Source organism: Flavobacterium sp. ov086 (assembly GCF_900187965.1).
Lineage (GTDB): Bacteria > Bacteroidota > Bacteroidia > Flavobacteriales > Flavobacteriaceae > Flavobacterium.
On record NZ_FZNL01000039.1, the window covers coordinates 24052 to 38048 of the forward strand.

Below are 13997 nucleotides of genomic sequence, written 5' to 3' on the forward strand. Positions count from 1 at the left end.
ACTTAAAATTTAAAGCAATGAAAAAAGTATTACAATTAGCAGTTTTTGGAGCATTTTTAGTAGGTTTTACGGCAAATGCACAATCCGAGAAAATATCAGGAAATGGTAAAATAATTACCGAAACCAGAACTACATCTGACTACGATGCCATAAAAGTATCAGGCTCTTATGATGTTGATTTAGTGGCAGGAAAAGAAGGTAAAATCATCATTAAAGGTGAAGAAAATATTATTGCAAATATTGTTGTTGAAGTCGAGGATAATACTTTAAAAATTCACAATAAAAAGAACATCAACTTACGCCCAAGTATGGGTAAAAAGATACAAGTTACCATTCCGTTTGAGAAAATATCTGAGGTAAATTTATCCGGTTCAGGAGATGTTCAGTCTAAAGATCCCATTAAAAACGATAAATTTTTAGCAAGATTATCAGGTTCAGGAAACTTTAATTTAGCAGTAGATTCAAATAATTTAGAACTTAATTTAAGTGGTTCAGGAAATGTACGCTTAAAAGGAAATGCTGATAACTTTACCACAAAACTTTCGGGTTCAGGAGATATTGATGCTGCCAATTTAAAATCTAAAAATGTTGATGTAAATGTTTCGGGATCTGGAAATAGCCGTGTTAATTGCAACGAAAGTTTAACTGCCAGAGTTTCTGGTTCGGGAGATATTAAATACAGCGGAAATCCTGAAAAACGCGATGTTAAAGTTTCTGGTTCAGGAAATATTTCAAAAGCCTAATTTTATAAAAGCTCAATAATAAAAGAATCTTAAGCAATCATCCAATCAAAAAAAACAAAACAGTCCTTCTTTATTATTGAGTTTTACAATTTACTTTTTGTATAAAGCGTTTGAAAACAATTATTAAAGGATAATTAATTAAAAAGAGAATTTCATGTCAATCATCCATGAAATTCTCTTTGTTTTTTTATTTATACTGAAAGTTCTTTTTTGTGTACTCTTCTCAATAAGAAAATTGATGTAACAAAGAAAACTGCTAAAATTACAATTGCGGCACGCGGACTTCCGGTAATCTGATCGATAATACCATAAACACACATTCCGATTACGATTCCAATTTTTTCAGCCACATCATAAAAGCTGAAGAATGATGCTGTATCTTCTGTTTCAGGTAATAATTTCGAATATGTAGAACGAGATAGAGCCTGGATTCCTCCCATTACAAATCCTGCGACAGTTGCCATAACATAAAAATGCATTGGTAAAGTGATAAAGTATGCCAGCGCACAAAACACGGCCCAAATGATATTAATTACAATTAAAGTTGGAATATTTCCAAATTTTGCAGAAGCTCTTGAAGTCAAAACCGCTCCAACAACTGCTACTAATTGTATAATCAGAATACAAATAATTAGTCCAATTGTTCCTTCTTCTTTTGATGACCATTGAATTTCCTGAGCGCCAAAATAGGTAGCTACAAGCATAACGGTTTGTACAGCCATACTTGAAACAAAAAATCCGCCTAAATATCTTTTTAATGGAATGTTTTCGTTCAACAATGCCCAAACTTTCTTAAGTTCTTTGAAACCATTGAATACAACCGATTTTGTTAGTTTTTCGCCTGTTTCTTTACTTCCTTTTGGTAAATAATAATACGTATACTGACTGAATAATATCCACCAAACTCCAACCATTATAAACGAATAACGCATCGCTTTCATAGCTGCTTCTCCGTCTGTTCCGGTGATTCCAAAAAGTTTTGGCTTCATGATCATTCCTAAATTGATAATCAATAAAATTACGCTTCCAATATATCCTAAAGAATATCCTTTGGCACTAATTCTATCTTGTTGTTCTTCAAATGCAATATCGGGTAAATATGAATTATAAAAAACCAAACTTCCCCAATATCCAATCAATCCAAGGAAATAAAATGCCAATCCGATATAAATATTTCCAAGATCAAACCAATACAATCCCATGCAGGATAAAGCTCCTAAATAGCAGAAAAACTTCATGAAAGATTTTTTATTCCCAACATAATCAGCGATTCCTGATAATAATGGAGAAATAAAAGAAACAACCAAAAAGGCGAAAGCAGTTATGAAACTAATTAAAGCTGAGTTTTTAAGGTGCATCCCAAAAACATCGATATAATGATCGCGATCCGAGAATAAAGCTTCATAAAAAATTGGAAAGACTGCCGAAGCAATCGTAAGGGTATAAACGGAATTTGCCCAATCATAAAATGCCCAGGCATTCAATAATTTTTTATCTCCTTTTTGTAGGTTTTTCATAGAAATGGTGTTGTTAATGCGCTACGAATTTATCTAATTTTTATCATAATCAAATAGATTTTTAAAAATTCCTGCATTAATAAATTATGAGCAATCTAGAAATTAGATTCTATTGTAATGAAATAAAAAAAGCTACTCTAAAAGAATAGCTTTCATAATTTTATTTAGATGAATATCTTTATTTTATAATACCTACTTTTAGTGCTGTCGCTTTGGCTTCTGGAATCAATGCTTTCAAATTTGCAATCCTTGTAGCGTCAGAAGGGTGTGTACTCATAAACTCTGGTGTTCCCGCAGCTCCTGAATTTGCAGACATTCTAGACCAAAAAGCGATTGCATCATCTGGATTATAACCTGCAATTGCCATTAATGTCAATCCTATTTTATCAGCTTCACTTTCGTTACTTCTGCTAAACGGAAGCATCACTCCTACTTGTGTACCCATCCCGTAAGCTTGCGAAAATATTTCTTTAGTTTGTGCAGACTTACTGCTTGTAGCTGCATCTAAAACTGCGCCTCCAATTGATTGTAATTGTGCAGCGCTCATTCTTTGTGCACCGTGATTGGCTAACGCATGAGAAACTTCGTGCCCCATAACAGTTGCTAATCCTGATTCGTTTTGGGTAATTGGTAAAATTCCGGAATAAACAACAATTTTTCCACCTGGAAGACACCATGCATTTACTTCTTTATTATCTACCAATTTATATTCCCAACGATAATCTTTTAAATACTGTGACTGACCTAAATAAGCAAGATATTTTTCAGCAGCAGCTTTAATTTTTGATCCTACCAAATCAACTCTCTTTGCATCAGCAGTTCCTGTAATAACTTTATTCTCTGTTAAAAAAGTACTGTATTGTTGAAATGATGTTGGAAATAGTTCGCTATTCGAAACAAAGTTTAAATTTTGTTTTCCAGTAATTGGATTCGTTGCGCATCCGGCTAAAACAACGGCAAATAGTCCTAATATTAAATGTTTCTTCATGATTTTGATATTTTACAACACACAAAAGTACAATTATTATTACTTCTAGATTTATATAATTCTCTTAAAATTTATCAGAATTTACTTATTCTCCAATAATATGTAGTTCCGTAAACTCTTTATCAACAATTAAGAAATGATTTTCGTCAAATGCAATTTTATCAAAAGCCACCTTTACATTGTCAATTTCGATTTCAGTAACTTTAAACGGCAAACCAATCAGGTTAATTTTATACTTGCTATATGGTGTATCATATTTTCCTTCTTTATGCAATTGTACAATTAACTCCTTCTCTTTTCCTACTGCCGTGAAAGATAAAAAACTATAGCGCCCTTTTTTGTAATCATAACCATCTTGAGCATCTTCGTAAACTACTGATTTCTCTTTTCCGTTTTTAAAGTATAAATCAAGCACTAATTCATCAAACTCAAGCTCGCCTACATATTGCTGCACCGGATATTTCGGAATTATTGCTCCTGCTTTTACAAAAACCGGAATCTCATCAAATTTAGTATCTACCCAAACTTCTCTTCCACCAATTGCAAATTCATTTGTCCAATAGTTATACCATTCACCTCTTGGTATATACATACGTCTACCTACAGCGTTAGGTTCAAGAATTGGGCACACTAAAATCTGATTTCCAAAGATGAATTCATCATTGCGATAATGGGTTTGTATATCGTCCTGATCGTAATAAACTAATGGTTTCAACATTGGGATTCCTTCTTCAATATACTGCCAGAACATCGTATATAAATAAGGTAATAACTGATAACGCAAACTCACAAATTTGCGTGTAATATTGATCACTTCTTCATCAAAAGCCCAAGGTTCCTGATTGCCATGATCTCCCGAAGAATGCGTTCTGCAAAACGGATGAAAAACTCCCAATTGAATCCAACGCGCATATAATTCTCCTGTTGGCTGTTCAGCAAAACCTCCAATATCAGAACCTGTAAAACCCATTCCTGAAATAGACATTCTCTGTACCTGAATATTGGCAATCCATAAATGCTCCCAGGTTGCAACGTTATCTCCCGTCCAGGACGATGTATAACGCTGAGCTCCTGAATAAGCAGATCTTGTGATTACAAACGGACGTTTAGGATACGTAAATCGCTTTACACCATGATAAGTTGCCCTTGCCATTTGTGTTCCATAAATATTATGTGCTTTTCTATGGCTGCAAGGATTTCCGTCATAAATGTGACGAACATCCATCGGAAATGTCTTATTTGGAACCTCCATAACAGCAGGTTCATTCATATCGTTCCAAACTCCTTTTACGCCAATATCTGAAACTAATTCTTTAAATAATCCCGCCCACCATTCTCTAACTACGGGATTTGTATAATCTGGGAAATTACATTCGCCTGGCCAAACTTTACCTTTCATATAAGGGCCATCGGCTCTTTTGCAGAAATAATCTTTCTCTAAAGCTTCTTTATAAACCCAGTAATCTTTATCAATTTTAATTCCCGGATCGATGATTACGACCGTTTTAAAACCGTCTTCAGCCAATTCTGCAACCATTCGTTTTGGATCGGGAAAATATTCTTTATTCCATGTAAAACATCGAAAACCTTCCATATAATCAATATCCAGATAAATGGCATCACAAGGGATTTTCAATTCTCTGAATTTTGACGTAATTTCTTTTACTTTACTCTCTGGATAATAACTCCATTTACATTGATGATAACCTAAAACCCAAAGTGGCGGTAACTCTGGTTTACCTGTCAAATCTGTATAAGTTGTAACCACATCCTGCATTTGTGGCCCGTAAATAAAGTAGTAGTTCATCTCGCCGCCTTCAGCCCAAAAGCTGGTAACGTTCCTTCTTTCCTGACAAAAATCAAAGAAAGTTCTAAAAGTATTGTCAAAGAAAATTCCGTAAGACTGTTTGTTCTGCAACCCAATATAAAATGGAACTACTTTGTATAAAGGATCTTGTTCTTTTTGATAGGCATATTGATCAGTAGCAAAATTTTCTAATCTTTTGCCTTTTAAATTCATCTGAGTGGCTTTGTCTCCAAGACCGTAAAAACATTCTCCGTCTTTTGACGATTTACTCATTTTTACAATATTTCCACCATATTCATAACTTTCTTCCCAATGAAAACCAAGTTCATCTTCCAGAATTAAAAGATCGTTTAGGTCATAAATAGAGAGACGAAGATCTACTTTTTGAATCTTGCATTTTACTTTACTGGTTCTTACCTGAAAATAAGTTTCTTCTTCAGTAAGTTCTAAGAAATTATAACCGTGAAATTGTGTTTTATCAATTGCATATGAAAAGTCATTACTAAAATAGCCTTTTGTCGTAAAACGAAACCTAATTAAACTATCTCTGAGAACAGTAACTTTTAAGATTACTTTATTGTCAGTATGAAAAAAGATAGAATCTCCTTCATGTTCAAATGAGACAATTTTTGATGGGTATAAATCGCCTTTATATTCTAATGATGTATTTGTAATCATATCGCTAATGAATTAATTGTATAAAACTAATCTTCATTTCAAACATACAAAAAAACTTGGTAAACCCCTATGAATAAAAGGATTATTCACGAAAACGTTTTTTCTGAATGAGTACTAAATAACAGCTTAAAAAATCGTCAATTCGATAATTTAAAAACGCTAAACTGATAAAACGGCATTCTACAAATTAATCTCCATCTTTCTATGCAAACGAATAAACGGTAACGCTTAAAGGCGGCAAAGTTAATTCGACTGAAAAATCCCTTCCATCATAAGGAGTAGCTTCTATTTTTATTGATTTGGAGCTTTCAATACCGCCTCCGCCGTAAATTGCTGCATCACTATTAAATATTTCTTCCAATTTACCTTTTTGTGAAATTCCAATTCTGTAATTTTCTCTTACCACTTGCGTGAAATTACAAACTACAACTAGGTTTTCATTAGGATTATTCCCCTTTCGGATATAAGATAAAACAGCATTTTGATGATCCGAATAATTAATCCACTCAAAACCTTCGCCTGTAAATTGTTTTTCATACAATGCAGGACGGGATTTATACAACTGATTCAAATCTGTGATTACTTTTTTAATTCCGGAATGATAATCATATTGTAATAAATGCCAATCTAAACTCTTCTCAAAATTCCATTCGTCACTTTGCCCAAACTCAGATCCCATAAACAATAGTTTAGTTCCCGGATGTGTAAACATATAACCATAAAGCAATCTTAGATTGGCAAATTTCTGCCATTCATCCCCAGGCATTTTATTGGCAATAGATTTTTTTCCGTAAACCACTTCGTCATGAGAAAACGGCAACATAAAATTCTCTGTAAAAGCATAAGTCATCGAAAAAGTCAAATCGTTTTGATGGTATTTTCTATAAACAGTTTCTTTCTGAAAGTATTTTAAAGTATCGTGCATCCAGCCCATCATCCATTTCATTCCAAAACCTAAACCACCTGTAAACGTAGGTCTGGAAACCATTGGAAAAGAAGTGCTTTCTTCAGCAATGGTTTGAACTCCATTAAAATTAGCATAGATTACCTCATTGAATTCTTTAAGGAAGCTTATGGTCTCAAGATTTTCTCTTCCGCCATAAATATTTGGCTCCCATTCGCCATCATTACGCGAATAATCAAGATATAACATCGAAGCAACGGCGTCAACCCTCAAACCATCGGCATGATATTGCTGAAGCCAAAAAACAGCATTACTAATCAGGAAAGCCCTAACCTCATTTCGTCCGTAATTAAAAACAAGACTTTTCCAATCCGGATGATATCCTTTACGACGATCCGGATGTTCATACAAATGAGATCCGTCAAAGAAACCTAAACCATGTGCATCATCAGGAAAATGTGACGGAACCCAATCTAAAATCACACCAATACCAGCCTGATGCAATTTATCTACCAAAACCATAAAATCCTGCGGTTTCCCGAAACGAGACGTTGGTGCAAAGTATCCGGTTAATTGATAACCCCAGGAAGGATCATAAGGATATTCCATAATTGGCATAAACTCTACATGCGTAAAACCTGTTTCCTTAACATATTTTACTAAATCGTCTGCCAGTTCTAAATAAGTTAAAAAGCGATTGTTCTCAGCACGTTTCCAGGAACCTAAATGCACTTCATAAACTGAATAGGGTTTATCAAGTGCATTATTCTCCTGACGATTCTGCATCCAATTTTCGTCTTTCCATTGATAATCTAAATCCCAGACAACAGAAGCTGTATGAGGTGGTTTTTCGCAATACAAAGCAAATGGATCAGCCTTTTCGGTTACAATTCCGTTTATATTCGATTGAATTTTATATTTATAAAGTGCACCTTTTGTAATTTCCGGAATAAATCCTTCCCATATACCCGAAGAATCCCAACGCACTTGTAATAAATGCTCGCCTTGTGTCCAATAATTAAAATCACCAACCACCGAAACAGATTGAGCCGTTGGAGCCCAAACTGCAAAGTAGACGCCTTTTACTCCGTTAACTTCAACTAAATGTGCTCCTAATTTTTCGTATAATCTGAAGTGTTTCCCTGCTTTGAATAAATCAATATCAAAATCAGTAAATAGAGAATGCGTGATAACTTTATTCATGTTTGTTTTTTATAATTGGAATTTGGCATTTTTTTATTGGAATTTCTTCTAAATATTATTCTATTCTAAAATTATCTGAGAGAATAGCTCCTTTTTTAATCACAACAATTCCGTCTTTTATACTATATAATTCATTTGTAAAATTATCCAAATGCTTTCCTCCACTTATATGAACGTTGTTTCCTATACGAACATTTTTATCGACTAAAGCATTTTGTATAAAGCAGTTTTCGCCTATTCCCACATGAATTTTACTGATACTTGCTTCATGATTCAATTCATCAAGGTCCTGATAAAAATCATTCCCCATTACGTAGCAGTTTTCAAGAACAGTACCTGCACCTATTCTGGAACGAATACCAATTACAGAACTTTTAATTTCTTTTGCATTAATAATACAGCCTTCTGAAATTAATGATTGATTGATAATTGAATTTCTAAATTTAGAAGGTGGCAATAATCTTGGTCTTGTAAAAATTTTATTGTCATTATCAAACAAATTAAACTCCGGAATATCAGCTGTTAAACCAATATTTGCTTCGAAGAAAGATTCAATATTTCCAATATCTGTCCAATATCCTTCATACTGATAACTCAAAATCTTATGTTTTCCAACGGCTTGCGGAATGATTTCTTTTCCAAAATCTTTCGTTTCCGGATCTGCCATTAAATCTTCCAATAATTGACGGTTAAAAATATAGATTCCCATTGAAGCCAAATATTTTTTTCCTTTTTCCTGCATTTGCTCGCTAACTTCCGATTCCCATTCTGGTAAAAGTGATGCGTCAGGTTTCTCAATAAAAGCTTCTATACAACTTTCGTGATTGGTTTTCAAAATTCCAAATTCAGGTGCATCTTTAGCATTTACAGGTAAAGTGGCAATAGAAATTTCAGCATCAGCCGCAATATGAGCTTCCAGCATTTCGTTAAAATCCATTTGATATAACTGATCACCGGATAAAATTAAAGCGTGATCGAATTCATGTTTCAAAAAATGTGACATACATTGTCGAACAGCATCAGCAGTTCCCTGAAACCAAGTTGGATTATCCGGAGTTTGTTCTGCTGCCAGAATATCAACAAATGACTGGCTGAAAATGCTAAAATTGAAGGTGTTTTTGATATGCGCATTCAAAGATGCGGAGTTGAATTGCGTCAAAACAAATATTTTAAAAATATCAGAATTGATACAATTTGAAATAGGAATATCAACCAATCGATATTTTCCACCAATCGGTACTGCCGGTTTTGATCTGGTTTCTGTTAACGGAAACAAACGTGATCCTTGTCCTCCTCCTAAAATAATAGCAACTACATTTTTCTTTTTAAATTTCATTTTTCTCAATTATTAGGTTGTATATCTCGATATATTCTTGGCAAACTCTCTCCCAGGAATGATCTGTTGCCATTCCCTTTTTTACAATTTTATTGAAACTTATTTTATCGTCATACAACTTGACAGCACGATTTATAGAATAACAAATATCCCCAACGGAAGCCTGATCGTGACATATTCCGTTTCCGTCATCTCCAAAATCTATTACAGTATCACGTAAACCGCCAGTTCTTCTCACAATCGGAACCGTTCCGTAACGCAAAGCATACATTTGGTTTAATCCACAAGGTTCTACTCTTGACGGCATTAAAATATAATCTGAACCTGCATAAATCAAATGAGCTAATTCTTCATTATACCCAATAAAAACATTGTAATTACCATTATAATCATTTCGCAATTGCAGTAATTGGTCTTCTATAATAGAATTTCCTGATCCTAAAATCAGAATATTAATATTCTCGAAATTTTCAGATAGAGCCAATGCTGATGCCTGAGGCAATAGATCTCCACCTTTTTCTTCAAACAAACGACCTATAAAACTAAACAAAGGTTTTGTTGGATCTAGTTCAAATTGTTCACACAGCTTTACTTTATTCATCTGTTTTCCATGTTCGAAAGTTTCAATCGAATAATTTTCGGCAATCATCGTATCTTTCCAAGGATCCCAAACCTCAATATCAATTCCATTCAAAATTCCTTTTGATTTATAACGAACCGAATTAAACAAACTCTCTAATCCATTTGCCGAGATATTTATTTCGTTTAAATAACTTGGAGAAACTGTTGTAACAGCGTGCGCACATTTAATTCCAACCGCCAAAGAATTTAAAGAATTATTCCATTCTAAAAAACCAACATGAATCAAATCAAATTCCGGTAAATAATGAAGTTTATCAAAACCAAACCAGCCCTGATACAAACCATTATGAATCGTAATAACCGTTTTTACAGCACTTAACTTTTCATATTTATAAGCATATTTTATCATGAACGGAATTATTCCTGTATGGTGATCATGACAATTAATAACATCCGGAACTGTATTATGAGATAAAATCCAATCTAAAGTTGCTATTTGAAAAGATAAAAAACGCTCTATATCATCTTCATATCCATATACATTTGGACGATTAAACAATTCATTAATTTCAATCAGATACAATTCATAACCCAACTTATTTGTTGTTTCTCTTAGAACACTAAACGGAAAATTAAAATTCCCCAACTTAACACTTCCCCAGTGAACACATTCAAAATCATTTTCCCGTCTAAACTTTGAATCATAGCAAGGCACCACGACTCTAACGTCATGTCCTGCATTTGTTTGATACTTAGGTAATGCGCCAACTACATCTGCCAATCCGCCAACCTTTGCCATTGGGTAACATTCTGCACTGATATGAAATATTTCCATTCTAAAAATTTATAAACGTATTAAATAGTAATTTGTGAATTATTTTTTTCAGTAAACATTCATTAATATGCTACTTTTATGTTTTTTAAATTTAGGAAAAAATAAGCAAAATCCCGCCCACAAATAAAATTTATTGATATGACAAAAAAGGCAACTAATCCTACTAAATCATTAGAAATTCCGCAGTTTATAATTATATCCTGTAAAATATGTGCTTTTATCTCTACTAAGTTAGTCACATCATACGCAGCAAGACTTTTTACCACACCAATAAAACATAAGATTCCGAAACGCGAGCTTGAGATGGATCAAAAAAGCACTCAGGAAACAATTTATGTTCCGGCAATTAATCAAAGTATTGTAACTTATCATTACGGAAAAAGCGATCGCAAGATTTTGCTTGTTCATGGCTGGTCAGGCAGAGGTACACAACTATTCAAAATAGCCGACGAACTTTTAAAAAATGGATACTCGACTGTTAGTTTTGATGCTCCTGCACATGGAAAATCTAAAGGAAAGATGACTATAATGTCTGAGTTCATTGCTTCTATTCTCGAAATTGATAAAAAATACGGTCCATTTGAGATCGCAATCGGACATTCATTAGGCGGAATGTCGGTTTTGAATGCAATAAAAGACGGACTTAAAGTAAATAAAGCCGTAGTAATAGGAAGTGGAGATATTGTTCAGGATATACTGGATGATTTTGCATTAAAACTTGGTCTAAAACAAGAAATAAGCGATCGTCTTCGCAATCTTTTTGAAGATAAATACCAAGTCAAAATGGACGATTTTTCGGCTTATAGAGCAGCACAAAAAGTAAAAATTCCAGTTTTAGTAATTCATGATAATGACGATCCCGAAGTTCCGGTCAAAGCTGGAATTCACATACATCAACAACTTGAAAATGGTACTTTATATCTAACAGACGGATTAGGACACCGAAAAATACTTGGGAATCAAAATGTTATAAAAAAAGTACTCAATTTTATCAAAACTAACTAATTTTGTAATAGTTACGATTTTAATTATTTAATTCTAAAGAAAACAAAAATGGATTTATTTGGAGAAACATCTAATTGGGAAACGAAACTTGCACCAATATTAGACAAATATAAAGGAAAAAAGCATCCTCTGGAATATCAAAATACTTATCAATTATTGGTAATGGTTGTTTTATCTGCCCAGGATTCTGACGCAAATATTAATAAAATTGCACCAGCTTTATTTGAAAAATATCCAACTTTAAATAGTTTATCCAAAACTGATCCTGAAACGTTTATCCCCTATATCAATAAAGTTCGAAATTATCCAACCAAAGCGCAATGGCTTCTGGAAATTGCGAAAACAATTAAAAATGACGACGACATTCCTTTAAACATGAAGGATTTGACCGCTTTAAAAGGTATAGGAAGAAAATCTGCCAACGTAATTCTAAGAGAAACTCATAAACCTGCAGAAGGTATTATTGCCGATTTACACGTAATTCGTGTTGCTCCAAGAATTGGAATAATAAAAGAAAATAAAGACGGAACTAAAGTTGAAAAAGATCTTATGCAAGTTCTGCCAAAAAATATCTGGTCAGAAATTGGCATGGCAATTTCTTTCCTGGGACGAGAAACCTGCAGACCAAAACCAAAATGCGAAGAATGTCTAATCGCCGACTCTTGTCATTACTATCTAACAGAAGTAATTTAGAAATATTATTTTCTTCTGGTATCAATCAGATAAATAATCCTCCATGTATCTTTTTCTTTAAACAAAGTAAAAGTATTTACTCCAGAATGACTTAGTTTATCATTCAAATAAAACTCATAAGGTGCCCAAACGTGCGCCATACTTCCATCTATTTGAATATTATAACTTAGAATCTTTTCATTGAATTTTAAATTAGATGGAATTGTAGCAATTGATTTATAAAATTCCTTTGCCGTTTCATCAGATAATTTATTTCCCTTAGTTTTACTTTCACTAATAGATTGCAAAATAATCTTATCAGAACAAACTGATTTTAATTTAATAGTATCTTTTTGATGAAAGCCTTCAAAAAACGATTCAATAGTTTTCTGCACGTCCTGCTGTTGTGCATTTGATGCTAATCCAACCAATAGTAAGGCTAATACAACATATATTTTCATAAAAAATTAGATTAAAATATTACTATTAAACACCAAATTGACTCAAATGGTGCTCCAGATGTTTACTAAACATATTATTCCATTCTCCAGAACTCAATTTACCAAAAGAAAGAGATTCTTTTCCATTAAATTCATTTTCTCCCAGTTCTTGAGTTTTACTAATATAAGCAATTAACCGATCCTTTTCGATATCAAAATTCCGATCATCTTTAATTATGAACTGTGGTGCCGTTCCATTATTTCTAACATATGGTTTCTCATCAATAACTTTATTTTTTACAAACGATTTTAGAATAAACTTAATTAAAGCATTAGGTTTAGGATGAATGTTGTCATAAACCATTTCATATGATACATTGCAATGTGCGAGCATTTGAGAAACATTCATTTTTCCCCAAAGCCCCTCTGAATCCGAACTAAGTTTATTAATTCGATTTATAAAATCATTACAAACCTCTTTATCAAAAATATTTTTCATAATGTAATTAACTTTAAAGTTTTGGTAATTATAGAGAAACAAAAATATAAAATATAAGATATAAAAGGTGTTTTACTAGTAAATTAATTACAAATAATCATGTTTATGGCGTTACCCTCCGGGTCGGGCTGTTCGTTAAATCTTTTATGATAGAGGTTTTTTTAGTGTTTCGAGAAGTACTGAGTATCACAAAAGGATACCGCTTCCATCCCTAACGCGCTTTGCGGTAAAAAGAAAAAATGTAATCATAAAGGAATTCCAATTTTTACCGAAGCTTTGGGAAAAATTCCAATATTATACTGCTACCGCTTTTATTCCAATCTTTGCTATTGCTATAAGTCTAAAAAAATCTCCATCAAATAAATGCCGAGAATTCTTAAAAGAAACTTTTGCACCTGATCCATACTTTTTGTGTATCGTTATTTCAGGACAAGACATTTTCACATAACAAAAAACCCCGTTTCGTTAGAAACAGGGTTTTAAAAAGAAAGGCGACGACATACTCTCCCACATAACTGCAGTACCATCTGCGCAGGCGGGCTTAACTACTCTGTTCGGGATGGGAAGAGGTGAGCCCCGCCGCAATAACCACCTTAAGGTCGTTGTTACTTGAGGTAACTTTTAATTATTAATTATCAATTATAAATTGTTAATTATCAATTAAACAATATCTTAACATACTGAGATAAAGAAACATAAAAGTATTAGAAAGTTTCTTCTCTCTCGTCTTTTGGACGAGAGAGAAAAGGGTGTACATAAGCTTACGGATTATTAGTACTACTCGACTA

Annotated in this window: 11 protein-coding genes and 1 rRNA gene; 3 read left to right on the forward strand and 9 right to left on the reverse strand. The window is 33.2% G+C overall.

Going from position 1 to position 13997, the window contains the following annotated elements; genetic code table 11:
* The first annotated feature begins 17 nt into the window (after positions 1 to 17).
* Entirely contained in the window at positions 18 to 743 is a 726-nt protein-coding gene (locus CHB81_RS25660) for a head GIN domain-containing protein (RefSeq protein WP_089354665.1), read from the forward strand.
* Positions 744 to 934: 191 nt separating this feature from the next.
* Here CHB81_RS25660 and CHB81_RS25665 read toward each other — a convergent pair whose 3' ends face one another.
* From CHB81_RS25665 to CHB81_RS25690, 6 genes are all read right to left on the reverse strand, one after another.
* Positions 935 to 2260: an MFS transporter gene (locus CHB81_RS25665; RefSeq protein WP_089354666.1), complete on the reverse strand. Its 1326-nt coding sequence runs from the start codon at positions 2258 to 2260 to the stop codon at positions 935 to 937.
* Positions 2261 to 2438: 178 nt separating this feature from the next.
* Entirely contained in the window at positions 2439 to 3248 is an 810-nt protein-coding gene (locus tag CHB81_RS25670) for a M48 family metallopeptidase (protein ID WP_089354667.1), read from the reverse strand.
* 85 nt (positions 3249 to 3333) lie between these two features.
* Positions 3334 to 5733, reverse strand: coding sequence for a glycoside hydrolase family 31 protein (locus CHB81_RS25675; protein ID WP_089354668.1), 2400 nt, complete (start codon positions 5731 to 5733; stop codon positions 3334 to 3336).
* 202 nt (positions 5734 to 5935) lie between these two features.
* The gene (gene glgB / locus CHB81_RS25680; protein ID WP_089354669.1) at positions 5936 to 7840 is read right to left on the reverse strand and encodes a 1,4-alpha-glucan branching protein GlgB; all 1905 of its coding nucleotides are present in this window, start codon (positions 7838 to 7840) and stop codon (positions 5936 to 5938) included.
* Positions 7841 to 7895: 55 nt separating this feature from the next.
* Positions 7896 to 9176: a glucose-1-phosphate adenylyltransferase gene (locus CHB81_RS25685; RefSeq protein ID WP_089354675.1), complete on the reverse strand. Its 1281-nt coding sequence runs from the start codon at positions 9174 to 9176 to the stop codon at positions 7896 to 7898.
* Positions 9166 to 10593 carry a glycogen synthase gene (locus tag CHB81_RS25690; protein WP_089354670.1) on the reverse strand — a complete coding sequence of 476 codons (1428 nt, stop codon included), beginning with the start codon at positions 10591 to 10593 and terminating at the stop codon, positions 9166 to 9168. Before CHB81_RS25690 ends, CHB81_RS25685 begins: the two co-directional genes overlap by 11 nt.
* A gap of 138 nt (positions 10594 to 10731) precedes the next feature.
* On the opposite strand from CHB81_RS25690, the gene CHB81_RS25695 reads away from it, so the two are divergent.
* Positions 10732 to 11598: an alpha/beta fold hydrolase gene (locus CHB81_RS25695; protein ID WP_089354671.1), complete on the forward strand. Its 867-nt coding sequence runs from the start codon at positions 10732 to 10734 to the stop codon at positions 11596 to 11598.
* Positions 11599 to 11646: 48 nt separating this feature from the next.
* Positions 11647 to 12291: an endonuclease III gene (nth, locus tag CHB81_RS25700; RefSeq protein ID WP_089354672.1), complete on the forward strand. Its 645-nt coding sequence runs from the start codon at positions 11647 to 11649 to the stop codon at positions 12289 to 12291.
* Positions 12292 to 12296: 5 nt separating this feature from the next.
* On the opposite strand, the gene CHB81_RS25705 is transcribed toward nth, so the two are convergent.
* The 3 genes from CHB81_RS25705 to rrf form a co-directional block, all read right to left on the reverse strand.
* Positions 12297 to 12731: a nuclear transport factor 2 family protein gene (locus CHB81_RS25705; RefSeq protein WP_089354673.1), complete on the reverse strand. Its 435-nt coding sequence runs from the start codon at positions 12729 to 12731 to the stop codon at positions 12297 to 12299.
* A gap of 25 nt (positions 12732 to 12756) precedes the next feature.
* On the reverse strand, positions 12757 to 13209 hold the full coding sequence (locus CHB81_RS25710; protein ID WP_089354674.1) for a DUF1569 domain-containing protein: 453 nt from the start codon (positions 13207 to 13209) through the stop codon (positions 12757 to 12759).
* 486 nt (positions 13210 to 13695) lie between these two features.
* Positions 13696 to 13805 (reverse strand): 5S ribosomal RNA (rrf, locus tag CHB81_RS25715).
* Between the last annotated feature and the right edge of the window lie 192 nt (positions 13806 to 13997).

Bases quoted from the DNA above. Each gene is read 5' to 3' on its own strand.
- CHB81_RS25660 (WP_089354665.1), top strand. From the start codon at position 18: ATGAAAAAAGTATTACAATTAGCAGTTTTTGGAGCATTTTTAGTAGGT.
- CHB81_RS25665 (WP_089354666.1), bottom strand. From the start codon at position 2,260: ATGAAAAACCTACAAAAAGGAGATAAAAAATTATTGAATGCCTGGGCA.
- CHB81_RS25670 (WP_089354667.1), bottom strand. From the start codon at position 3,248: ATGAAGAAACATTTAATATTAGGACTATTTGCCGTTGTTTTAGCCGGA.
- CHB81_RS25675 (WP_089354668.1), bottom strand. From the start codon at position 5,733: ATGATTACAAATACATCATTAGAATATAAAGGCGATTTATACCCATCA.
- glgB (WP_089354669.1), bottom strand. From the start codon at position 7,840: ATGAATAAAGTTATCACGCATTCTCTATTTACTGATTTTGATATTGAT.
- CHB81_RS25685 (WP_089354675.1), bottom strand. From the start codon at position 9,176: ATGAAATTTAAAAAGAAAAATGTAGTTGCTATTATTTTAGGAGGAGGA.
- CHB81_RS25690 (WP_089354670.1), bottom strand. From the start codon at position 10,593: ATGGAAATATTTCATATCAGTGCAGAATGTTACCCAATGGCAAAGGTT.
- CHB81_RS25695 (WP_089354671.1), top strand. From the start codon at position 10,732: ATGACAAAAAAGGCAACTAATCCTACTAAATCATTAGAAATTCCGCAG.
- nth (WP_089354672.1), top strand. From the start codon at position 11,647: ATGGATTTATTTGGAGAAACATCTAATTGGGAAACGAAACTTGCACCA.
- CHB81_RS25705 (WP_089354673.1), bottom strand. From the start codon at position 12,731: ATGAAAATATATGTTGTATTAGCCTTACTATTGGTTGGATTAGCATCA.
- CHB81_RS25710 (WP_089354674.1), bottom strand. From the start codon at position 13,209: ATGAAAAATATTTTTGATAAAGAGGTTTGTAATGATTTTATAAATCGA.